At 35.9% G+C, this 22,424-nt stretch carries 21 protein-coding genes and 1 riboswitch; of the genes, 12 read left to right on the forward strand and 9 right to left on the reverse strand.

What is annotated here, in order from left to right:
• Nucleotides 1-7 precede the first annotated feature (7 nt).
• Complete coding sequence (locus tag ACI48O_RS16075; protein WP_435562852.1) at nucleotides 8-901, forward strand: GNAT family N-acetyltransferase; 894 nt, start codon at nucleotides 8-10, stop codon at nucleotides 899-901.
• Between the two features lie 33 nt (nucleotides 902-934).
• Here the strand turns inward: ACI48O_RS16075 and ACI48O_RS16080 are convergent, their stop codons facing one another.
• The 5 genes from ACI48O_RS16080 to ACI48O_RS16100 all read right to left on the reverse strand — a co-directional run bounded on the left by ACI48O_RS16080 (nucleotide 935) and on the right by ACI48O_RS16100 (nucleotide 6,270).
• Nucleotides 935-1,879 carry an HD-GYP domain-containing protein gene (locus ACI48O_RS16080; RefSeq protein WP_435562853.1) on the reverse strand — a complete coding sequence of 315 codons (945 nt, stop codon included), beginning with the start codon at nucleotides 1,877-1,879 and terminating at the stop codon, nucleotides 935-937.
• A 175-nt stretch (nucleotides 1,880-2,054) separates the two neighbouring features.
• On the reverse strand, nucleotides 2,055-2,762 hold the full coding sequence (rluF, locus tag ACI48O_RS16085; RefSeq protein ID WP_435562854.1) for a 23S rRNA pseudouridine(2604) synthase RluF: 708 nt from the start codon (nucleotides 2,760-2,762) through the stop codon (nucleotides 2,055-2,057).
• 152 nt (nucleotides 2,763-2,914) lie between these two features.
• Nucleotides 2,915-3,667: a YwaF family protein gene (locus ACI48O_RS16090; RefSeq protein ID WP_435562855.1), complete on the reverse strand. Its 753-nt coding sequence runs from the start codon at nucleotides 3,665-3,667 to the stop codon at nucleotides 2,915-2,917.
• Between the two features lie 104 nt (nucleotides 3,668-3,771).
• Nucleotides 3,772-4,161 (reverse strand): DnaJ family domain-containing protein, encoded by a 390-nt coding sequence (locus ACI48O_RS16095; protein WP_435562856.1) that lies wholly within the window; start codon nucleotides 4,159-4,161, stop codon nucleotides 3,772-3,774.
• A gap of 594 nt (nucleotides 4,162-4,755) precedes the next feature.
• Entirely contained in the window at nucleotides 4,756-6,270 is a 1,515-nt protein-coding gene (locus ACI48O_RS16100) for a glycosyl hydrolase family 28-related protein (RefSeq protein WP_435562857.1), read from the reverse strand.
• 209 nt (nucleotides 6,271-6,479) lie between these two features.
• Between ACI48O_RS16100 and ACI48O_RS16105 the strand changes: the two genes are divergently transcribed.
• Entirely contained in the window at nucleotides 6,480-7,250 is a 771-nt protein-coding gene (locus tag ACI48O_RS16105) for a phytanoyl-CoA dioxygenase family protein (RefSeq protein WP_435562858.1), read from the forward strand.
• A 143-nt stretch (nucleotides 7,251-7,393) separates the two neighbouring features.
• On the opposite strand, the gene acsA is transcribed toward ACI48O_RS16105, so the two are convergent.
• On the reverse strand, nucleotides 7,394-9,115 hold the full coding sequence (acsA, locus tag ACI48O_RS16110; RefSeq protein ID WP_435562859.1) for an acetate--CoA ligase: 1,722 nt from the start codon (nucleotides 9,113-9,115) through the stop codon (nucleotides 7,394-7,396).
• 394 nt (nucleotides 9,116-9,509) lie between these two features.
• Here acsA and ACI48O_RS16115 point away from each other — a divergent pair, with 394 nt between their 5' ends.
• From ACI48O_RS16115 to ACI48O_RS16160, 10 genes are all read left to right on the forward strand, one after another.
• Nucleotides 9,510-10,289, forward strand: coding sequence for an alpha/beta fold hydrolase (locus tag ACI48O_RS16115; RefSeq protein ID WP_435562860.1), 780 nt, complete (start codon nucleotides 9,510-9,512; stop codon nucleotides 10,287-10,289).
• A 179-nt stretch (nucleotides 10,290-10,468) separates the two neighbouring features.
• Nucleotides 10,469-11,308: a DUF6544 family protein gene (locus ACI48O_RS16120; RefSeq protein WP_435562861.1), complete on the forward strand. Its 840-nt coding sequence runs from the start codon at nucleotides 10,469-10,471 to the stop codon at nucleotides 11,306-11,308.
• Between the two features lie 83 nt (nucleotides 11,309-11,391).
• A complete protein-coding gene (locus ACI48O_RS16125) occupies nucleotides 11,392-11,955 on the forward strand; it encodes a GNAT family N-acetyltransferase (RefSeq protein ID WP_435562862.1) in 564 nt (187 codons plus the stop codon).
• Between the two features lie 309 nt (nucleotides 11,956-12,264).
• Nucleotides 12,265-13,674: a glycoside hydrolase family 1 protein gene (locus ACI48O_RS16130; RefSeq protein WP_435562863.1), complete on the forward strand. Its 1,410-nt coding sequence runs from the start codon at nucleotides 12,265-12,267 to the stop codon at nucleotides 13,672-13,674.
• Between the two features lie 87 nt (nucleotides 13,675-13,761).
• Nucleotides 13,762-14,469, forward strand: coding sequence for a GntR family transcriptional regulator (locus ACI48O_RS16135; RefSeq protein WP_435562864.1), 708 nt, complete (start codon nucleotides 13,762-13,764; stop codon nucleotides 14,467-14,469).
• A gap of 208 nt (nucleotides 14,470-14,677) precedes the next feature.
• Nucleotides 14,678-15,676 carry a DUF3231 family protein gene (locus ACI48O_RS16140; protein WP_435562865.1) on the forward strand — a complete coding sequence of 333 codons (999 nt, stop codon included), beginning with the start codon at nucleotides 14,678-14,680 and terminating at the stop codon, nucleotides 15,674-15,676.
• Between the two features lie 195 nt (nucleotides 15,677-15,871).
• A complete protein-coding gene (locus tag ACI48O_RS16145; protein WP_435562866.1) occupies nucleotides 15,872-16,975 on the forward strand; it encodes a GerAB/ArcD/ProY family transporter in 1,104 nt (367 codons plus the stop codon).
• A gap of 545 nt (nucleotides 16,976-17,520) precedes the next feature.
• Nucleotides 17,521-17,655: riboswitch (FMN riboswitch) on the forward strand.
• A 161-nt stretch (nucleotides 17,656-17,816) separates the two neighbouring features.
• Nucleotides 17,817-18,392 (forward strand): ECF transporter S component, encoded by a 576-nt coding sequence (locus ACI48O_RS16150; RefSeq protein WP_435562867.1) that lies wholly within the window; start codon nucleotides 17,817-17,819, stop codon nucleotides 18,390-18,392.
• Between the two features lie 169 nt (nucleotides 18,393-18,561).
• Complete coding sequence (locus ACI48O_RS16155) at nucleotides 18,562-19,017, forward strand: tyrosinase family protein (RefSeq protein ID WP_435562868.1); 456 nt, start codon at nucleotides 18,562-18,564, stop codon at nucleotides 19,015-19,017.
• Nucleotides 19,018-19,211: 194 nt separating this feature from the next.
• On the forward strand, nucleotides 19,212-20,099 hold the full coding sequence (locus ACI48O_RS16160) for an acyl-ACP desaturase (RefSeq protein WP_435562869.1): 888 nt from the start codon (nucleotides 19,212-19,214) through the stop codon (nucleotides 20,097-20,099).
• A gap of 93 nt (nucleotides 20,100-20,192) precedes the next feature.
• Here ACI48O_RS16160 and ACI48O_RS16165 read toward each other — a convergent pair whose 3' ends face one another.
• The 3 genes from ACI48O_RS16165 to ACI48O_RS16175 form a co-directional block, all read right to left on the reverse strand.
• Nucleotides 20,193-20,678, reverse strand: a complete 486-nt coding sequence (locus tag ACI48O_RS16165) for a hypothetical protein (protein ID WP_435562870.1) — start codon at nucleotides 20,676-20,678, stop codon at nucleotides 20,193-20,195.
• Nucleotides 20,679-21,179: 501 nt separating this feature from the next.
• Nucleotides 21,180-21,668, reverse strand: a complete 489-nt coding sequence (locus tag ACI48O_RS16170) for a hypothetical protein (protein ID WP_435562871.1) — start codon at nucleotides 21,666-21,668, stop codon at nucleotides 21,180-21,182.
• A 482-nt stretch (nucleotides 21,669-22,150) separates the two neighbouring features.
• Nucleotides 22,151-22,399, reverse strand: coding sequence for a hypothetical protein (locus ACI48O_RS16175; RefSeq protein ID WP_435562872.1), 249 nt, complete (start codon nucleotides 22,397-22,399; stop codon nucleotides 22,151-22,153).
• Nucleotides 22,400-22,424: the final 25 nt, after the last annotated feature.

Here is a 22,424-nt window from a genome sequence, read left to right on the forward strand (position 1 = left end):
GGCAAGAATGATATTGGAGGCTTTGAAAAGGGAAAGAGTGAATGAATTTTTATTCTATTGTAAAAAACATAGAGCGGAAATAGATGAATCCTATTTATATGATCATCATTTAAAAGATTTTGAACCCGATTCTGAAAATCCCACTTATATCGTTACAAATGATGATGGCAAGATCATTGCGACGGCGTCTCTGATCATAAATGACTATCATCGTCGAGGAAAAAAAGCGCGGTTTAGAATTTTCCATGCTGAAGTCGACGATAGTACCATTTATGCCAATTTACTTAAAGCACTGTTAAATCATACTGAGGGGTTAGATCAATTTTTTATCTTCATCACAGTTGAGAATCAAAACTTGGCAAATTATGTTGAGCAATTAAATTTTTCTATCGAAAGATACGCCTTTCTACTTTTAAGAGAAGACTTGGAAGTTCCAGAAATGGAACTACCTGAGGATTATATGATTCGATCCTATCAACCAGGTAAGGATGAACGAATCTGGAGTGAAATAAGAAATGCTGCCTTTGCGAATTTATTAGGAAATGAAACCCCGATTACACCGGAAATGGTGGCAAAAATGAATCTAGATGAGAGTTATATCGAGGGTGGTATGAAAATTCTGTTTCATAAGGATAAGCCCGTAGGCATTATAAGGGGAGCGAAAGATGAATACGAGGACCAACCAGTTATGTGGATTGGGCCGGTCGCGATTATTCCCGAGTATCAAGGTAAAGGCTTAGGAAGAATGTTGTTAAGAGAAGTGTTGTGCTTGGCCAGGGAAAAATCCTATAAAAGGACCTTGCTATCCGTCAATGGTGAGAACGATCGGGCTAAAGCTTTATATATCCAAGAAGGATTTAAACAAGTTGAAGCAGTAGCGTGCTATCAATATATTCTATAAATAAAAAAATCCCTAACTTCTAGATCAAGAGGTTTAAGGGATTTTAATGTTTATTTTAGCTTGTTGGTTCACAATGGTTTGAGAATAATTCGCTTCTCTTTTCAATATGTTCAAAAAAACATCAGCAATTTCAGGGTCAAACTGTGTACCTTTGTTTTTGCTTATTTCATTTATTGCATAATGGACATCTAATACATCATTATAACCGCGTCTTGAGGTCATAGCATCAAATGAATCCGCGATGGCCATTATCCGGGCGGCAAGTGGGATTTCAGTCCCTTTAAGACCTTGCGGATATCCTGAGCCATCATATCGCTCGTGATGATAGAGAATCATATCTAAAACTCCAGAGTCTTTAATATAAGAAATGTGTTTTAGAGATTCGAACCCCAATAGGGGATGTTGTTTAATTATTTCATACTCGTCATCCGTTAATGCCGTTGGTTTAAGGAGAATGGATTCAGGAACACCAATTTTTCCGGTATCGTGCAATAATCCACCAATATAAATAGCTTTAGCTTGGGCTTTTGATAAACCCATTTCCTTGGCGATCATTAAAGAATAATTAGCCACATTTTCAGAGTGATTGGCCGTATAGGTATCTCTTGAATCCAATAATTTAGAAAGAGCCATAATTAGTTCGGTCTTATTTTGCTTCTGCAATAGGTATTGATTTGTTACTTCGGCTGAAATGAAGGTGACGACCAAATAAACCAGCAAACGCATGATAAATGCAGAAGGGTGTTCAAAGTCTGAAATAATAGCTGATCTAAGGCTTACTACAAAAAAACTCATCAAGATTAAAAACCACTTTGCTTTTGAAGAATAGCCAATTCCTAAAAAAATAACGATCAATACATACATGGAATTAAATTCATCCGAAAATAGATTTATTACCGGGACTGCTATTAAAAAAATAAAAAAAAGGCTCCGGAAAAGAACTGTATTTTCTAAAAAGAAATACATCTTTGTATCCAAACGAAAACACCTCAAAGTTTATTTGTATTTTTTCATAGTTAAAATGATAATTATAAGATACAACTTTTTTTAATGATATTCTATTAGATTCATTACAAAAAAATGGGCACATTGTGACGGTTTTAGAAAAAAAGATGAACTTCAACAGTTTGAATACTGTAAGTTCATCTTTTTTTTACCACTCTTTTGGTTCATAGTTTAATTCTCTGAATAATTGCGTGCGTTCTTTCTTAGTTAAATCACGCCATTGCCCAGGTGGGAGGGTGCCTAAATGGATATTCATGATCCTGGTCCGTTGAAGTCGATAAACCTCATATCCAAGTGCTTCACACATCCGTCGGATTTGCCTGTTTAATCCTTGAGTTAGAATAATTTGAAAAACATATTTTGATAGCTGTGTTACTTCGCATGGAAGCGTCTTCGTATCTAATATCTTGACTCCCTCGGACATCTTTTTCAAAAAATCGGGAGTGATTGGCTTATCTACGGTAACGATATATTCTTTTTCATGCTTATTTTCAGCACGTAATATTTCATTTACGATATCGCCGTCGTTGGTAAGGAGGATAAGACCCTCAGATTCTTTATCAAGACGACCAATATTAAAAATTCTTAAAGGATGATTGACTAAATCAATAATATTTCCCTTCACATTTTTTTCGGTTGTGCTTGTAATTCCAACGGGTTTGTTTAAGGCAATATACACATAATTTCTGGCCATCCGAATCGGGTTTCCACTAACTCGTACATCATCACCAGGATTGACCTGACTTCCTACGGTGGCAACTTTTCCGTTGATCGTAACTCTTCCTTCACTAATTAATTTATCTGCTCCGCGTCTGGAGGCTTTTCCGGATTCACTAATAAATTTATTAATACGCATGCTAACTACACCTCTAAGTGGAGAATGGAATCTTCATTGAAATAACATTTTCCTTCTATATTATAAAATTCACTTTATAATACTTTAAGTATAACCACAATCATTAATTTATGATCCAGAAATATCGGGAATATTATTGGCACTTTTTTGACTCATACTCCGCCGATCGATTTTTCATGAGAAAGCTTTTTATCAATAACGGAGCTTGCTTTTTCCCGAAATAACAACCAAACTAAAAAACTTAAAATGAGTGATAAAACATCCATAGATACTATGTACCAAGGATAAGGGCCAAGAATATCCAACAAGCTGGTATGCTTAGGTTTATGGCTCAAATATAAATAATTACCTTGAGTGAACTTATTAATGAATAGCATAATTGGCATAAGGATATTTAAGAATACAAACAATTTTAAAACGGATCGAATGGTGGGTCGAAATCCTTGTATCCACGTGAAATATAATGCCACCCAAACTACCATCAAATGTGTATAGAAAAAGTGAAAAAAACGAAAGTGGGGAAAATCATAATGTAAGGAAGGGAAAAATATAGCTTGTGTAGAGCCTAACAAAGCAGTAAAAAATAATATTTCTAAGATAATCGATTTTCTAGTGATGAGTAAAACGATACTTAATAAAACACTGATGCTGCACAATTCTAAGGGAATTGAATGACTAACGTTCCAAATTCCATTTTCAAACATCCACACATGATAGGTTCCTTCAACCACAATTAAAGACAAAGCAGTACCGACTTCTACTTTTCGCCAAATTGTATCATTTAATTTGTCCCTAATTAGATATATTCCGATACTTACTAAAATAAAGATGGTCATGATTGTTAAATGACTGCCAGAATACATTTTAAATGGAAAATGCACATAACTGCGGTCAAACCACTCCATATTATACCACCTCTAATTAATATATTAACCAAACGATAAGGCTATATCAAAATCTAACGGGTGGACCCTATGGACCATTTTCAATTTCTGGTATTATCAAGAGTTCATTTATTTTTTGTATTGTTTTTAAACCGTTCTAACACTCGCTTTTTATAAAATGCTGATGCAGGTGAATCCAATGTTTTTCTTTTATTTAATAAAGCTTCAAACCTAAGTTGTTTTTCATGCTTTTGTTTTTTTAGACGATTCAAATCATCATTGTTTTCACAAAGATCAATCAGGTTATCGATTGTCATTAGCTCTTCCTTTAGGCGATCGATATCATCTATTATATTAGCGTTCTTTAAAACTGAGTACACCATTCGAAGATCTTCTGGAATATGGGATAAGTCCTCGAGCTTCATTGGCTTTCCTTGCCCTGGAAGGTTATTAAATTCACCTTTTTCCATTGCTCGACGAATTTTATCCTCAGCAATGATTGAAAAAACGTCCATACATATTTAACCTCCATTGTGATAGATAAAAAGCAACTGTATTATGTTCAAACCGATTGTATCAAAATTTTAATAATTGCTAAAACAAGCTGATTGAATAGCTGCCGGTTAATAATGAGCCAGATGGTCTGGAAAAGACTTGTAGGTGGTCAAATAGTCTCATGAAAAGTAGAGTCCTTGCTTGTGACAAATGGCGAAATGGAAACCATGAAAGTGGTAACAAGAAGGGTTCATGTGACCAAAACCAAGAAGGAAAATTGTCAAAGTGTCACATGGAGGGTTCATGTGACCAAAACCAAGAAGGAAAATCGTCAAAGTGGTCACATGGAGGGCTCATGTGGCCAAAACCAAGAAGGAAAATCGTCAAAGTGGTCACATGAAGGGCTCATGTGACCAAAACTAAGAGGGAAAATCATCAAAGTGGTCACATGAAGGGGTCATGTGACCAATACCAACAGGAAAAATTGTCAAAGTGGTCACATGAAGAGTTTATGTGACCAAAACCAAGAGCGAAAAACGTCAAAGTGGTCACATGAATTTTTCAATAAAGGCTAAAATACCTACTTTGTTCCGCCAGTAATACTTAGATATCCCTTAATCCACGACGACTGCTTTTTTATCAGCTTCCACCTTAATCTTCATCATCCTAACAGCTTCCGCACCATTCTTGCCTCCGAATACCTTAATTGGTTGACCGGCACTTTGAAAGCCCGAAAAGGTAAAGTTTTTTAGAAGCACATCTCTTGCTCGGTACTGAATCGCACAAACGGGGTTTCCCTGATAATCATAATCGGGGTCACCTATTAAAGTGAAATGGTTAATGGCAACATTTTTATATGCGGATACCACTAACCCGCGTGGTGTGGAGTCCTTATATAAATCTGACCAGACAGGGGCAACAGAAACTAAATTAGTCGCGACAATATTATAGGCAGTTTTAGATTCAACATCAGTACTTTTGTGATGACCGATATGGCGAAAATTATATGAACGGTTATCGTTTATGGAAAGATGCCCGACAATATGAACATTTGATGCAGCCGAGGAATTTTGATGCGCTTTAATTTCTACGCCACCAAAGCATCTTGTTGAAGAATTTCCTACAAGCACGACATTTCGAGATCCGTCATCGATCTCAAACCCATTCGAATTAGAGAACCCTTTCTGATGAGCCCGACCGCTTGGATCGCACATGTGGGAAAAAGTAATCAAAATATCATCACTATGATGGGTGGTGATCCCGTCGTCCCCAAAGCCGAATCCGGTTAGTCCATCGAGCCACACATACTGGCTTCCGCCCCGGGCCCTGTGTCCATCTCCTGCATAATTATACAGAGTAGAGGTAATATCAAAGCAATGGAGACCTGGATTGATGGCTTCCACATCTCTTACCCAGCCATACTTAACCTTTGCATACGTCAAACAACTTGAATGATTCCCCCAAGTACATGTCTTTGCGACATTGCCGAGCCTTTCAACATTCCAGTCTAGACTTAATGCTCCCACGAAAATATGGTGGTTGCCTCGCCAATGGTTTGCGTTTGTGATAAGTCTGGTACCTACAACGGCCACATCATTCAGTTTAATGGTGGTAACACCTTTACCAGCCCCAACTAAAATGGTCCATGAAGGAAGCTGTATTCCCTTTGTGATATAAATACCCTCTGGGACAATAACTTTAACCTGTCCATTTCCGATTGCTTTTTTAAACGCGATCGTACAATCTGTTTTTCCGTCTCCTACTGCACCAAAATCAACCACATTCACTTCTCTTGTTATGTTCCTATTTAGTCGGCTAAATTCTTGATCCAGCTTTTCCTTCCAATCAGGGTAGATGTTGCCCTCAGAATCAACCGAAATCTGAGTATGATCTAAAATTCTTGTAGGCTTGGAAAAAAGGCGCCAAAGCCATTCGATTGTTTTTTGAGTGAATGGAATGGAAGTGGAGGGGGGATAAACTTTTAAATTGGGTAGTCGGTTCTCATTTAACTGAATAAACAACTGTTCTGTCTCTTTAACGGCTTCATTCAAATCGAACTGGCCTTCATTTATTTGTGCCAATAGTTGTTTGTTTTTTCTGGGATCATGAGTTTTTTCTAAATGGAACATACTGGCTCACTCCAAATTAAGCGCTATGGTTACTTATCATTGTACCATTTATAAATTGAGTTTGATTTTGGGTTCATAATAGTATAGCTTTCGGCAGAAAAAATCATATCTGTTTTAAGCATTTTGCTGATTAAAAATCAACTCTTCAACAAATAAAGTAAGTTACATATATTGTATAGATTCCATAAGAAAGGATTGAAACATAACATATGATACTTAAGGGTTTGTCGGAAGAACAGCTTAAGAAATGGCAACAAAACGGCTGTCTCTTTATTCCTCGCCAGGAGCTATTTAGTGATGAGATGAAAGAAAAACTAATTAAGTGGGTTGATGAAGTTCAAAACTTACCTGAAACAAAAGGAAAATGGATGAAATATTATGAGAACAGTTTGAAGGATGGAACGAAAATATTAAATAGAATTGAAAATTTTCTTCCATACCATAAGGAGCTTGACGATTTAGTAAATGGTAAACAGATGTTAGAGCTTGTTTCGCAATTGTTTGGTGAACAGGCTGTACTTTATAAGGAGAAAATAAATTTTAAACTTCCAGGTGGAGAAGGTTTCAAACCGCATCAGGATGTATTGGCAGGCTGGGACGAGTTTGGCCATACGTTGCATATTTCTGTTGCTATTTGTATAGATGAGGCCAATGAGAAGAATGGCTGTTTAGAGTGTGCATTAGGTGAACACCAAAAAGGACTTCTTGGCCCAATGTTTAAAGAACTTCCGAAAGAGGTTGTTGATTCATTAGATTGGGTATCTTATCCAATGCAGCCAGGGGATATGATCATTTTTGATTCCTATACACCGCATCGATCAGGAGCTAACCTAACAGATACAACAAGAAGAATGATCTTCTTAACGTTTAACAAACTATCTGAAGGGGATTACCGAGAAGAATATTATAAAAATAAACGAATCAGCTTTCCACCTGATTTTGAAAGAAAACCAGGAGAAAACCACGAATATAAAATCTAGCCAAGTTCATCGCCACCACCACATTAATGCATTACTGCGTCGGGGGACAGTCCCCCGGTGCGGTAATTTGCTAAAGAATGCGACAATAAAAGGTGCCTGATCCTCTGTTAAACAACTGAGGTCAGGCACCTTTTATTTAAAGATTAATCTTCCATTGTTGATAAATCACCTGTTGGAAGGCCAAGCTCCCAAGCTTTAAGAACACGACGCATGATTTTTCCGGAACGTGTCTTCGGAATAGACTCGCGGATTTCAAAAAGGCGTGGTGCAGCATGAGCGGCAAGCTTTGTCTTAACGTGGTTGCGGATCTCCTCAAGTAATTCTTGACTCTCAACATATCCAGGACGCAATGTTAAGAACGCTTTAATGATTTCACCACGAACAGGGTCTGGTACACCAATAACACCAGCTTCTGCAACGGCAGGGTGCTCAACAAGCTTGCTTTCGACTTCAAACGGCCCAACGCGCTCACCAGATGTGTTGATAACATCATCGACGCGGCCTTCGAACCAAAAGTAGCCATCTTTATCCATATAAGCAGAGTCCCCAGAGATAAACCAACCATTTAAGAAGTATTGCTGATAACGCTCCGGGTTGTTCCAGACAGTCCGTACCATTGCTGGCCATGTTGGTTTAATTGCAAGATTCCCCATGTGGTTTGGAGGAAGCTCATTTCCATGATCATCAATAATACTTAATTTAATCCCTGGTAGTGGTTTACCCATTGATCCAGGACGGATTGGATTACAACGGAAATTCGCACAAATCGAAGATCCGGTTTCTGTCATCCACCAGTTGTCATGGATACGTAAATTTAGTGTTTCAAGACCCCAACGGATAACCTCAGGATTTAATGGTTCTCCTGCAGATAAAACGTGGCGAAGCTTTGAAATATCGTATTTTTTCGGAAGCTCAGCACCGCTGCTCATCAATAAGCGGAATGCAGTAGGGGCACTAAACCAAACTGTTACGCCATACTTTTCTAAAGTAGCAAACCACTCATCTGCATCAAAACGGCCGCCGCGAAGTACGTTCGTTACTCCGTTCAACCAAGGGGACCACATTCCAGCAGATGTCCCGGTAACCCAGCCTGGGTCTGCAGTACACCAATATACATCGTCTTCTTTTAAATCATATGTCCATTTACCTGCTAAATATTGATGAACCATCGCGTCATGTACTTGAAGAACACCTTTAGGCTTTCCAGTAGAACCTGACGTATAGATCAACAACATGCCATCTTCACGGTCTACCCATTCGATCACATATTCATCTGAGCTCTTCATTAAATCTTGGTATAAAAGCTGATTTTCAGCTGTTGCTTCGTCAGCCCCAACTAAAATTACATATTGCAATTCTGGTAAATCTTGAACCGGAATTCGTTTAAGAAGTTCAGGTGTTGTAACAACGGCCTTTGCACCACTGTCTAGTAATCTATCTTTAACAGCTTCTTCCATAAATGCTTCAAACATCGGACCAGCAATGGCTCCGATTCTGATAATTCCTAACATAGCTACATATAGTTCGGGGCTGCGCGGCATGAAAATAAACACACGGTCGCCTTTTTCGATACCTTTTGAACGTAGGCCGTTAGCAAATCGACAAGATAAATTTCTTAAATCAGAAAAAGTGTATTCTTCATTACGATTGTTGTCACTATAAATAAAAGCCGTCTTATCGCCACGTCCTTCATCTGTATGACGATCAATTGCTTCATAGATCATGTTAACGCTTCCAGTTTTAGACCAGGTAAAGTGTTGTTCAACTTTTTTCCAGTCCATTTCTTTAACTGTTTCTTCATAGTTTTGAAGATTTGCATTCGGATCAATGGTTTCGATTCCAACAACGTTTAAAGCATTATTCATTAAATGTCCCCCTATATTCATTTAAATATTGTTATAAAACAGATTATAAATGAAAATGATATACTATAACAATATTTATTTTTAAAAAATTCAAAAAAATTTAATTTTTTTAAATAAATATGCCGTTTTAGAAGGATTTCTATCGAAAATGATAAAATAAAGAAAAACAAAAGAGGACCAATATGAATATATTCGAGGCAACTGATGCTAGTTAAGAAGATAGATGGAAAAACGATTCTTAATGATGTGTCTCTTCACTTTGGAAGAGGATAATGAAAAGCATATTCTATATTCTCATCTAGGAAGCAAGTGACTGACCAACTGAATTAGGCGATCACCTATTTTACAATAAGGAATATCTTATGATTGAAGCCATAAATATGGAGGAATCTTCATGGGATACTTTGTTACTGTAGAGCCAGGTGTCGATATATTTGTCGAAGATATTAACCCAGGGGGCAGCAAGACGATCGTATTTATTCATGGTTGGCCGTTAAGCCATAAACAGTTTGAATATCAGTTTAATGTTCTACCGGCAAGGGGGTACCGCTGTATTGGTATAGATTGGAGGGGCTTTGGTAATTCCGATAAACCAATTAGCGGCTACAACTATAACAGGCTGGCAGATGATATCCGTTCTGTGGTGGATTCACTTCAATTAGATAATTTTGCACTGGTGGGACACTCTACGGGTGGGGCGATCGCCATTCGATATATGTCTCGATACAATGGTTATGGAGTATCTAAGCTTGTCCTTATTGACGCTGCAGCTCCTGTTGGTTATACAACAGAAACTGCTAATACACTGCTTAAGGAAACGTTAAATGACCGGCCTAAAATGATGCAGGGAGTATCCGATACTTTTTTCTTTCAGTATATAACTGGTCCTTTCTCTAAATGGTTTGTTCAAATGGGATTACAGGCTGCAAGCTGGTCAACCGCGGCAATTATTGTTTTATTAAGGGATGAGACATTGCATGCGGACCTTCAACAAATCGTTGCCCCCACTTTAATTATTCACGGGATTCATGACAAAGTTATTCCATTTTCACAGGCTGAAGAAATAAACCAAAAAATAAAAAATTCTCAACTTGTTCCGTTTCAATATAGCGGTCACGGCCCTTTCTGGGAAGAACGTGACAAGTTTAACCAGCTATTAATACAATTTATTTAATTCTTTACACTCTTTTTTTTCTGAAAATAACAATGGCTACTGTTTGCAGTCTAATAAGTAGTATTGTATTTTAACTATAGAGATTATTGCATCATTGGCAACGTCCGCACATCATTTGTATTCTACAGTGATGGGTTGGACGTTTTATTATTTTTGGAAAAAGAGTGGAGGTATTTGCGGTGAAAAGTTTCATCGTTTTATCCGTATTTGTCGTTCTTAGTGCTTTTCTATTTTATCAATCACAAGGGCTAAAAAGGACTTACATAAGGGAGGCCACTAATAGAGTTAAGCAAACAATGGAGTTAGAGACTGAATTTATTCATGAAAAGGATGTCCAAAATCTCCCTTTAATTGTTAAAAAATATCTTAAGTATACTGGGACAATCGGAGCGGAGAAGGTAAATAACGTGCGGATTTCAGCTGAAGGCCAATTTAATATGGGAAATGGCTGGTCCAAAATGACAGTAGAACAGTTTAATTTCTTTGGCAAAAAACCTGCTAGACTATCATTTATGAAACTAAAAGTGGGAGTTTTACCCGTATTTGGTTTAGATAGTTATTTAAGCGGAAAAGGGAAAATGTTAGGGGAAATCGGGGGGGTGTATACAATCATTGAAGGTACTGGACCCGAAATGGATCAAAGTGAGCTTGCAGTGTTTCTAAGTGAAATGTGTACTACACCAGCTGCACTGGTAGATAAAAGGATTACTTGGGAGGAGATCGATCCCTTAACAATAAGAGCAACATTTAATGATAAAGAACTAATAGTATCTGGGATTTTGTACTTCAACCAAAAAGGGGAATTGACTCAATTTACCTCAGAAGACAAATTGTATCAAGAAAAAGATAATTCCTATAGTAAGGTCCCCTGGTCTGTCCTGATAAGCGATTACAAAGAAATCAATGGGCAAAAAATAGGAACATATACAAAGGTTGTTTGGCATTTTTCAAAAGGAGATTTTGTTTACGGAAAACTCCACCTTAAGGAATTAGAAATTAACACCAAAGAATTTCATTAATCAAAATTCGATGTATTGGAGAAGTTTTGTAGCAAAAAAAACTGATGTAAAAGTAAATATTTTTTGCGGGGTGGCTGTATTTGATGAATATAGGTACACAGACAATCGAAACGGATAGGCTTCTCCTAAGAAGGTTCACACTAGAAGACGCTAGTGATATGTTTAAAAATTGGATTAATGACAAAGAGGTTCAATCAAATTATGGTGAACCAGTATATGAAAGTATTGAATCAGTTGTTGAATTCCTTAATAGTTGGATAGCATCGTATTCTAGTAACGAATTTTATAGATGGGCCATTATTTTGAAAGAGAAAAATGAAAATATAGGACAAATAGCATTTTGTGAAATGAACGTAATTCATCGTTTTGCAGATGTAGAGTATTGTATCAGCAGATTTTATCAAGGAGAGGGATATGCATCAGAAGCACTATCCGCTTTAATTAGTTTTACATTTGAAAAAACAGGACTAAACAGGTTACAGGCTTTTCATAGGGGAAGAAATATTGCATCAGGGAAAGTCCTGCAAAAATCAATGATGAAATATGAAGGAGTATTAAGACAATCGTTCTTTGACAAAGAAATAAATGAATTCGATGATAAAATCTACTACGGAATAATAAAAGAAGATTATGTGAAAAATGTTTAGTCGATTATCCCTTTATTATCAGGTAGAACGAAGTGGGTGTAAGTAATACGTTTTTAGAAATAGTTTTATTTAGAAAGAGCTGAATAGCTCTTTTTTTATTATTAAAGTCAGTTAAATTGCGTCTCAGTTTTTATTAAAGGCACTCCGATTTATTTATACTATCGCAGTTAATACTATCAGTGATATTTAATGAATTATATGTGGTCAAATGTCGAGAAAAAGTGTACAATCATTTTTAGATTTGTACCTATAAATTTAATATATAACTATAAATTTTGTTGATTGGTATAAAAATTGGAGGACAGATTAATGAAGTTTCCACATGATTTTTTATTTGGCGCAGCTTCTGCTTCTTATCAAATTGAAGGAGCATGGAATGAAGATGGTAAAGGGGTTACGAACTGGGATGTTTTTTCAAAAATACCTGGAAAAACGTTTGAGGGCACAAATGGAGATGTAGCCATCGACCATTATCACCGTTACAAAGAAGATATTAAATTAATGGCAGAAATGGGACTTGAATCATACCGTTTTTCCATTTCATGGGCTCGGATCTTGCCTAGCGTAGACGGAAAAGTGAATGAAAAAGGCTTAGAATTTTATAATAATGTGATAAATGAATGTTTAAAATACGGGATTGTTCCATTTGTTACGTTGTATCATTGGGATTTGCCTATTACTCTTGAAGAAGATGGCGGATGGACAAATAAGCGAACAGCCGAAGCCTTCGTTAAATATGCAGAAACCTGCTTCCGGGCATTCGGAGACCGTGTCAAACACTGGATTACCTTTAATGAAACGGTTATGTTTTGTGGCTTAGGTTATTTAAAGGGTGCGCATCCACCTGGTATCCAAAACGATCCGAATAAATACTTTCAAGCAACACATTACGTTTTTTATGCCCATGCAAAATCTGTGGAAGTTTATAAAGAACTGAATCAATATGGAGAGATTGGGATAACGCATGTTTTCTTACCAGCATACAGTGTAGATGATAAACAAGAGAATATAATAGCTGCTCGACATGCCAATGAATATGAAACGTTTTGGTATTATGACCCCATTTTAAAAGGGGAATATCCATCTTATGTGGTTGAGCAATTACAAGAAAAAGGCTGGACACCAAGCTGGACAGAAGAAGAATTGGATACGTTAAAAAGAAATGCCAACAAAAATGATTTTATTGGGCTAAATTATTATCAGCCGATTCGAGTTGAAAAAAATCAAGAAGTGGTTTCATCCTTGAAACATTCGAGAGAAACTTCCACCTTGGCCCCCGGCAATCCTTCATTTGATGCCTTTTATCGGACAGTCAAAATGGAAGATAAAACGTATACCAAATGGGGCTGGGAGATATCCCCTCAAGGATTTTTAGACGGGCTTCATATGTTAAAAGTGCGTTATGGTGATATCAAAATGTACGTAACGGAAAATGGACTTGGTGATGAGGATCCCATTATTGAGGGTGAAATTGTCGATGTTCCTCGTATTAAATATATTGAACAACATTTAAAGGTGGTTAAGCGCGCCATTCAAGAAGGGATCCATTTAAAAGGGTATTATGCTTGGTCTGTCATAGATCTATTAAGCTGGTTAAACGGTTATAAAAAGCAGTACGGTTTTATATATGTGGATCATCATGACAATTTAAATCGAAAGAAAAAGCTGTCGTTTCATTGGTACAAGCACATTATTGAAACGCGGGGAGAAGAGCTGTAGGGAAAACAAAACCTCTTGATTTTCATCAAGAGGTTTTGTGTATAATAGAATCAGCAAATGATTTAGGACGGGAAACAGGGAGATTATATGGCTGTAAAATATAAAGAAATTGCTGACAGTTTAGAAAGAGACATTCAAGAAGGGAAATTTAATCAATCGAAAAAGCTGCCGACAGAAGATGAGCTTATCAAAGCTTTTGATGTAAGCCGAAATACGATCAGAAAAGCCATTCATCAGCTTGTCAATCGTGGGCTTGTCTATCAGGTGCAAGGCAGCGGAATGTTTCTTAGGGAAGAATCTGTTACAGATTATATAAATTTAGGAAGTCTTAGAGGACTAACAAAAGATTTGATATCAAAATCAATTGAGACAAAAATCCTGGAATTACAAGTGCTAGAAGCGGATGAAGAAAAAGCTAAGCAATTGCGATGTGATGTGGGAACCAAACTTTATTTTATTAAGCGGCTAAGAATGGTAGATGATGAACCCTTCTCCATTGAGATAAGTTACTTTAAAAAAGATATTGTGCCATATTTAAATGAAGATATTGCATCGAGTTCTATTTATAGTTACCTAATTGACGACTTAAAACTAAACATTGCTTTTGCTGACAAAGTCATTAACTGCGAAAAAATTGATGAAGCAAGTGCGAGACTGCTTCAAGTTAATCCGCAAGATCCAGCATTGATAATTGAAAATACAGTTTGTTTAGCAAACGGAACCATTTTTGAATTATCTAAATCAATCTTCCATTATCAAAAAGCAAAAATCTTAAATCGAATCAATTTTAAATAAAAAAGATGTTCGCTGCCATATGGGCAGTTTTCTTTTTGAGTTAAACTGTGAACCGAGTATCAAACACTGAAAATATAGTGTTTGATATTCTTTTTTTTTGGAAAGGATTAATATCCAAAAAGGGATTTATGAAAAATTTACTCTAAATGATGAGTTCTTTTTATATTTTTTGTTCAAGCTAAGAAGAAAATCTTAAGGAGGTTTTTTTATGCCAGTGAAACCTGCAATTACTTCATCCGAACTTGGTACGTTATGGCTTACATATCAAGAAAAAACAATGATTTTACGCATGTTGGAATATTTTATCGAAAAAGCGGATGACGAAAAAGCGAAGGGTATTATGACTGATTTATATGGAGAAATTGACCTTTATGTTGGCAAAGTAACAGCGATTTTACAAAATGAGGGTGCTGTTATACCTGTAGGGTTCACTTCTCAAGATGTTAACAAAGAGGTGCCAAAGTTATATGATAACGGTTTTGACATCATGTTTATTCGCTTACTAAAACAAATAAGCATGGGATTGCATGCACTAAATATAACGATGGCATATCGTGAAGATATTATAGTATTGTTTAAAGAACTTACTGCCATGACTCAAAAATATTACAATCTTTGCACCCAATATTTGCTTGAAAAAGGAATGCTTGCTCGAGCTCCTTATGTTTCAATGCCAAATTCAATTGAGTTTGTTAAAGATACCAGTTATTTAAGCGGACTCGCCATGAATCCATTTACTGAAAAACGGACCTTAAATACCGTTGAAGTTGCGCATCTCCATCATTCCATTGAATCAAATGTCATAGGGATGCAGATGATTCTCGGCTTTGCTCAATGTGCAAATGAAACAGAAGTAAAAAACTTCTTTCATCAAGGAGCAGAACTTGCAAAAAGTATTGTAAAGGAATTAAGCGAAACCTTATTAGAAAGTGGTATACAGTCCCCTGAACCATCGGGTGGCAATGTAACCCCTTCAACAGTGGCTCCCTTTTCCGATAAGTTAATGATGTATTGTACAAGTATGTTTTGTAGTTTTTCTATGGGAAGCAATTCATTAGGAACTGCTTTTAGTTTACGAAATGATTTACCAACAAAAATGACTATTTTCATGAAAGATGTTTTTGAATATGCCCATCATGGCGGAAAAATTATGATTAAAAATGGTTGGATGGAAGAACCACCTCAGATGGGGAAAGACGGGAAATAATTGAAGAAATACAAAAAGGCACTTGTGATCTGGATTTTTTCACAAGTGTTTTTTATTGACCAAATAAATCAAAACGTGGCCGGTATCGCTTATATTTTAAATACATGTGAATTTTTGTGGCTAGGGGATATTTGTTTATTTTGGAGATAATTGGAGAATAGTAAAGGTATTATTGAAAGACTATAGGTGTTTTATATGGAGCGTATATCATTAGTCCAACTATTTGTATTTACAACATTTTTTCAAATAGGAACTACAATCATTTTTGGTTTTGGTAGCGCAGCAGGTAGAGATGCTTGGATTGTTACAATAATTTCAACAAGTTTAGGCTTGGCTATAATTGGCCTATATCTCGCTTTAATGTATTTTAATCCAGGTTTAACCTTAGTTGAATGGTTCCAGTCACAGCTTGGAAAATGGCTTGGAACCCCAATTGCTTGGCTATATCCCATGTTATCTTTGTACGAAATGGGGAGAGGATTAAATGATGTAAAATTTTTAATTACCTCCCTCATTATGGTGGAAACACCTAAGATGGCTATAATTATTACATTTGTTCTAATCTTAACTTATAGCCAGATATGCGGTTTAGAGGTTTTAGCAAGAGTTGGCGAAATCATCTTACCCATATTTTTACTAATGTTTATCATAATTATCTTTTTAGTTATTGGAAGTGGTCTTTTAAAAGTGGCGCAGCTTCAACCCGTTTTAGAAAACGGATGGGCTCCGATCTGGAAAGTTACCTTCCCACTTTGTGCGAGTCAAGGATTTGCGCAAACTTTAGAAATGGCCATGATTTGGCCGCTAGTGAATGCAACGAAAAAAAATATTGTTAAAACCACAATTATGGCAACCCTTGTTTCAGGAACTGTTGTTTTAATAACTCAATTGATGCTTATAACAGGATTAAGTGGCTTTTTATATACTTCCGGCAACTACCCAACGTATACCTTAATTTCAAAAATAAGCATAGCAGAGTTCATTCAACATCTTGATGTATTTGGTATTTTATTTTTTCTTATTTCGGCTTTTTTTAAAGTATCACTTCATATGTTCTTTTCAATTCGAGCCATTCAGTTGCTGACAAAGACAGAAAATAATCGAAAGATCATCATTATTGTTACCCTTTTAGCTATAATGTTAGGTCACAGTGTATCTTTAAATTTTCAACAACATATACAAGTCGCCTTTGATATATTCCCTTACAATTTATGGCTTCCTCTTTTATGGGTACTTCCTATTTTATTGTTTTTCGTCACATTAATTAAAAAAGTTGTGCTGAAAGCAAAAAATACATAGGAAATGTTAAGGAGTTTTTTCCATGATTAAAGTTTGGTTATTTCCGTGGGTATCGGATTACATGATTAAAAAGCCCGTAGCAATGCCTGTTTTTATGATCATATTGTCTGTAGTTTTATCAATTTTTACTTGGATAAGGCAACGAGAGAATAAAAATAAGGGATAGCCGGAATTATTCCATACAGGAATTGAACTGAAAAGGCGGTCCAAAGTTGCATTATGCTACTTTTAGGACAGCCTTTTTCATTAGTTTTTACTGTTCTTATTTGCGTGAGAACCATCACAGTTTCCATTAGGGTTTTTTGTGTTTCCACAACCACAGGCTTTTGCCATTCTTTTCGCCTCCTTTACCTTTAGTTTGTGAATCTCGAAATCATTATAAATGATTCCGAAACAATATAAAAGTTTTTTGTGAGAAAATTTTCCAAAACGCACCTCTATACTTCATTAGAAACCTATAAAAACAGTTTGTTTGTAAGTTTTTTCGACAAACATATTCACATCTGTATAAACTTTGTATTATAATAAGCTTAAAAAATAATAGTTTCTATCTTCGGGGCAGGGTGTAATTCCCGACCGACGGTGTTGAGAAGTAATTCTCTAAGCCCGTGAGCCTTTTTAAGGCAGGATTTGGTGTGATTCCAAAGCCGACAGTATAGTCTGGATGGGAGAAGATGGAGGTTTAGCAGCGTTTAAATTTAAACAAATTAAACGTTTATTGAGCATTCCTTCTATTTAAAAACTCCCTCAGGTTATTAAACTTGAGGGTTTTTTATTGGATTGGTAGCTTGCTAACACTTCCCTTCTAAGAATGATGGATTCTAAAGAAGGAGAGAGTAAGATGAAAAAGATCAAGGTTAGACAATTAGTTTCAATTGCAATGTTAAGCAGCATTGCGTACATTTTAATGTTTCTAAATTTTCCGGTGCCGCCATTTCCAGCTTTTTTGAAAATTGACTTTAGTGATATTCCAGCACTAATTGGTGCATTAATCTTTGGTCCATCAGCTGGTGTATTAATTGAATTAATGAAAAATATTCTCGACTATTTTATAAAAGGCAGCGAAACGGGCGTACCTGTTGGGCATATTGCAAACTTCCTCGCAGGTCTGCTTTATATCCTGCCAACTTATTATTTTTATAAAAAAATGAAAACAAAAACTGGCATGACGATCGCATTAGTTCTAGGAACAATTTTGATGTCAGTATGCATGAGTGTTCTTAATTATTTTGTTATTCTACCAGCCTACACATATTTCTTAAACATGCCAGCCATGAGCGGCCCAGAAATTCGTCAATATATTGTAGCAAGCATTCTTCCGTTTAATTTTATAAAAGGAATTGCGATGTCTGTGGTGTTTATGCTTCTTTTTGCAAAAATGGGCGGGTGGCTTAACAAGCAAGCTTCTATTAGTTAAACAGGTAAAGTGATAGTCTTAATTCATAAATGCTTTATAAAAGAAATCGAGTGTAAAATCGTAATGATTTTTACACTCGATTTTTTTTATTACTGATTTGTAATAAAGGACAATCATACAAACAAATCTACCATCCCGTAATAAGATAAATATTAAAAAGGAGATAACAATGGCGATAATTCCGAATTTTCCACAACGATTTCTTAGAGAGCACGAAATTTGGCATGGGAATATGGGGATGGATGTACGTTCTGGTGATGGAGTAGAATTCCTTGAATTTCATCGTGATTTTTTAAGAAGGGCTTTAGAGTGGTACAATACCCAAGGGCTGAATCCAAGAATGGTAGAGCCATGGTCGTCAATTCCTCTTGAAATTAAAAGTCATCCACGGTGGAGCAGGAGACTACAACAAGCAGAAAATCGAATTACTAGAGATTTGGAATCATTTAGTTCGTCTGATGAGTTGGGATGGTTTTTACAAACTTCATCCCTTCATAATGCTATACACGTGATCGGATCAGAAGTATTTAATGATGATGATTTTGGCAGCGTTTCGTTGGCGCCAAGAAGCACCCTTTTTTATAACTGGCACGGACTGATTGATAATTGGTGGAGCCAGCTTTAATTTTTTTCGGCCGAATTATAAAACCCTCGGTATCCTTAAACCAGCCCTCTTTTGATGAATGGATTACTATTTCCTTTGTACTGAAACTAATTTGTTTATCTTAAAAAGAGACAATAAGCGAATTTTAAAGTAAAATTAATGTATCAAAATACTATTAACACATTAATAATAATGGAAATTCCGGGAGGTAAAAATTGTTAACGAATCATTTAGATTTTAGACTTGAACCAAAATTGAAGGAACTGTATGAAGAACACAAGAAAAGGGCGGAAAAGATTGATTGGGGCTACCATGATTTCTTGCCTTGGGACAAAGCTCAGGATTTTCGAAGAGTACCGTGGGATCCAAGCCAGGTAACCCTTCCACCGGGTGTAGTGACTGCTGTGGAGACTGCTCTTTTGACAGAGGTAAATTTGCCGTGGTTTACATCACACCTTGACCAAACATTCAAAGGATCCCTTTCAGTCATTAAGGATTTTGTCCATACATGGACAGCAGAAGAGGATCAGCATTCTAATCTCTTAGAAACTTATCTGTTAATTACAAGAAACACCGATCCAAAACGCCTGCATCAATTGCATAAACAAACGGTAGAAGGCGGCTGGCAGCCGAATTTCCATACACCGTTTGAAACGATGGTGTATACATCCCTTCAGGAGTTGGCGACGATGGTGTTTTATAATAATGTCGCCAAAGTTGCGGGGGAGCATGATAGAGAATTGGCAAGTCTCCTTAGAAGGTTGGCGAAAGACGAGACTCTCCATTACGCTTTTTATCGCGATGTAATTAAATTCCATTTACAGCTTGAGCCTAATTATTGCTATTACCTTGGTTATGTCATCATGAATTTCCAAATGCCAGGCACTGTTATGCCCGACTTCGAAGATCGAATGTCAATTATCGCAAAAGAAGCTAATTATGGACCTTTGGAATATTTCGATCAAGTATTAGACGTAATTGTTGATTACTGGGAACTGGAGAAGTTAAGACCGATTTCACCTGAGGCAGAAAAGGCCCGCTTGGATATTCTCAAATATCATGCAAGACTTAAACGAGTTAGGGACCGTTTTAAAAGATCGTAGTGATTATCTAAGTGTTTATAATTTCTATAAAAATTTAAAAGGTATCCGAATGGATACCTTTTGTTTATAAGCAATTTTTTTAATCCGACCTAGTTAATTATATCTCGATTTTATTAACCGGTAGTATAGACCCGTTATTGTTTGAATCACTAAAAAGACTGGAAAAGAGTAAGAAAGTTTATAACCGTTCTGAAAGTGCAGGATGTCCAGCTTAGTAAAAGCCCACTGCGCTCCAATACCGATAAAGGCCCATGCGATTACATAAATAATCAGTGTCTTTTTAGTAATCGTTAATTTTTCATACAAATAAATAAACATAAACCCAAACGGAGCAAATAAGAAATGATAGGCTAGATCAAATAATTCATAGCGATTTGAATCATTTAACCTATAAAAATCCATTAAACCACCGCCAATTGTAAAATCAAATAGAATCCCAATTGTAAATCCCCATACTAGAGCTACAACTGTGATATCAGCGGGAAGTTTTTTACGTAAAAGAAAAATTGGGATATAAGCAAAGCCATTCATCACCATTATGGCTATTTCGTTTTTATCAAAGCTGTCCCATAAGATCATGTGAATTTGACCTCTCTAATCACAAATTTGCGGAATAATTTATAGGAGTAGTAGGCTATTAAGTGAAGCGCGATAAAGTATAAAATTTCATATGCAAAGTTCCATCTGGTGAAGTGAGTAATGTTGTAATAAAGGGATAGAGTTGACATTAGAGCCAATAGGGAAATCGAGCCAAGTATGGTCACTAAGGACTTAACTCTCGATTTTGAATGAAGCAGGAAATTTAATTGTGTCACTAAAATCAAAGGAATAGTAATACTTCTATGTAATAAGAAAGCTGTGTAATTAATTGGTTCGTTGGTTATTTTAATGAATTTAAATTCCTCAAATATAATCCATGACCAATTCACGTTAATAATGAGGATAATTAATATGATAAAGGTATTTTCTAATAGAGATATTTTTTTTTGGATAACTGCAAAGATAACTGAGACGAGCCAAGCAACAAAGAAAAACACGGAGAATCCCAAATTCATCCCTCTTTTCTATGGTAATAAATAATCATGAGCTACTTTTTTCCTTTAAAGCGGGCTTAAATATTGATTCCTGCCATTTGTAGAATCCGTATAAAATGATCGCAAATGTGACGAAAAGAAAAAAACGTTCCCATGGAGTAATATTAACTAGCGTGTAAATACCTAAAATATTATGAAACAAATAATGGAACGGAAAAATTGCAAACAGGAAATCCAGAATGATGTTCGTAATAAGGTATCTCCAAAACCTTCCATATGTAAAATAAAAAATCCATAAAGTGAGGACTGGGAAACCACCAAAAATACCTGAAACATATAAGGGTTTCAGCCAAGGGATAATGTTCTCATTAATTACCCAATGATTTTCGTTTTTTGCGATCACGTTATAAATAATCATTAAATATGAGGCCAATATAGCTGGTGGGGCAAAACGTTTAATGTCCTCTTTGTTTAAAAAGAATAATGTGAACCACGGAGCAATTAAGATCGTCCATAGTATAACCTTGTTAAGCATACAATTCCGTCCTTATTATTAAATTGATGTGGTTAGTTTTTTCTGGAAATAAGATTCATATACATACATGAGCATAAATATAAAAACAAGTGCATAAATCCAAAACTTGTCCGATAAAATTTAAAGTTGTCCGATAAATTTCGGAACATGTCCGATAAAATTTAAAAGTTGTCCCATATATTTCAAAAGTTGTCCGATAAAATTTAAAAGTTGTCCCATATATTTTCTGAAATGTCCCATATCCACATTTAGATGAGCATAACGACCTTCCCGCGAGCAAATATTTTGATGAAAAAGTGGAAAATCCTCAAAAAAAGAGGATTTTAAGGGAAAACTTTATCATTCTGCCTAAAAAATCAGTATTTTTATTAAAAAAGCTCTATAAAATATCCAATTTCATGCTACCGTGTGGTTAATTGCTTTAAATGACGTGTTGATTGGAACACGTCATTTTTGATTTTAAAAACAACAATTTTAAAAAATTAAAACTGCAATGTATCCTGTGGAATTGGTGCATGACCTAGCTCTACTACTTTTTCAGTAATGTCATTTTCATTGTCCCAAGTCACCTTTTCAATCACAGTTTTACGACAGCCGGTATCCATCTTAAGTTTTTTGATCCATTGATATGCCAAGTTAGGTATATCGTCTTCTTTCCAAACTTTAAAATCTCCTCCGCACATTGTCCGATTTCCTTCAATATTCAAATGTACCTTTAAATTAATATGCAAAACAAAACCTCCTCGCTATATAATT

The sequence above is a fragment of the Neobacillus terrisolis genome, from assembly GCF_051233475.1.
Lineage (GTDB): Bacteria > Bacillota > Bacilli > Bacillales > Cytobacillaceae > Bacillus_BU.

Excerpts from the sequence above, each read along its gene's own strand:
- ACI48O_RS16075 (WP_435562852.1), top strand. The coding sequence starts at position 8 with ATGATATTGGAGGCTTTGAAAAGGGAAAGAGTGAATGAATTTTTATTC.
- rluF (WP_435562854.1), bottom strand. The coding sequence starts at position 2,762 with ATGCGTATTAATAAATTTATTAGTGAATCCGGAAAAGCCTCCAGACGC.
- ACI48O_RS16090 (WP_435562855.1), bottom strand. The coding sequence starts at position 3,667 with ATGGAGTGGTTTGACCGCAGTTATGTGCATTTTCCATTTAAAATGTAT.
- ACI48O_RS16095 (WP_435562856.1), bottom strand. The coding sequence starts at position 4,161 with ATGGACGTTTTTTCAATCATTGCTGAGGATAAAATTCGTCGAGCAATG.
- ACI48O_RS16100 (WP_435562857.1), bottom strand. The coding sequence starts at position 6,270 with ATGTTCCATTTAGAAAAAACTCATGATCCCAGAAAAAACAAACAACTA.
- ACI48O_RS16105 (WP_435562858.1), top strand. The coding sequence starts at position 6,480 with ATGATACTTAAGGGTTTGTCGGAAGAACAGCTTAAGAAATGGCAACAA.
- acsA (WP_435562859.1), bottom strand. The coding sequence starts at position 9,115 with ATGAATAATGCTTTAAACGTTGTTGGAATCGAAACCATTGATCCGAAT.
- ACI48O_RS16115 (WP_435562860.1), top strand. The coding sequence starts at position 9,510 with ATGGGATACTTTGTTACTGTAGAGCCAGGTGTCGATATATTTGTCGAA.
- ACI48O_RS16125 (WP_435562862.1), top strand. The coding sequence starts at position 11,392 with ATGAATATAGGTACACAGACAATCGAAACGGATAGGCTTCTCCTAAGA.
- ACI48O_RS16130 (WP_435562863.1), top strand. The coding sequence starts at position 12,265 with ATGAAGTTTCCACATGATTTTTTATTTGGCGCAGCTTCTGCTTCTTAT.
- ACI48O_RS16135 (WP_435562864.1), top strand. The coding sequence starts at position 13,762 with ATGGCTGTAAAATATAAAGAAATTGCTGACAGTTTAGAAAGAGACATT.
- ACI48O_RS16140 (WP_435562865.1), top strand. The coding sequence starts at position 14,678 with ATGCCAGTGAAACCTGCAATTACTTCATCCGAACTTGGTACGTTATGG.
- ACI48O_RS16145 (WP_435562866.1), top strand. The coding sequence starts at position 15,872 with ATGGAGCGTATATCATTAGTCCAACTATTTGTATTTACAACATTTTTT.
- ACI48O_RS16150 (WP_435562867.1), top strand. The coding sequence starts at position 17,817 with ATGAAAAAGATCAAGGTTAGACAATTAGTTTCAATTGCAATGTTAAGC.
- ACI48O_RS16155 (WP_435562868.1), top strand. The coding sequence starts at position 18,562 with ATGGCGATAATTCCGAATTTTCCACAACGATTTCTTAGAGAGCACGAA.
- ACI48O_RS16165 (WP_435562870.1), bottom strand. The coding sequence starts at position 20,678 with ATGATCTTATGGGACAGCTTTGATAAAAACGAAATAGCCATAATGGTG.
- ACI48O_RS16170 (WP_435562871.1), bottom strand. The coding sequence starts at position 21,668 with ATGCTTAACAAGGTTATACTATGGACGATCTTAATTGCTCCGTGGTTC.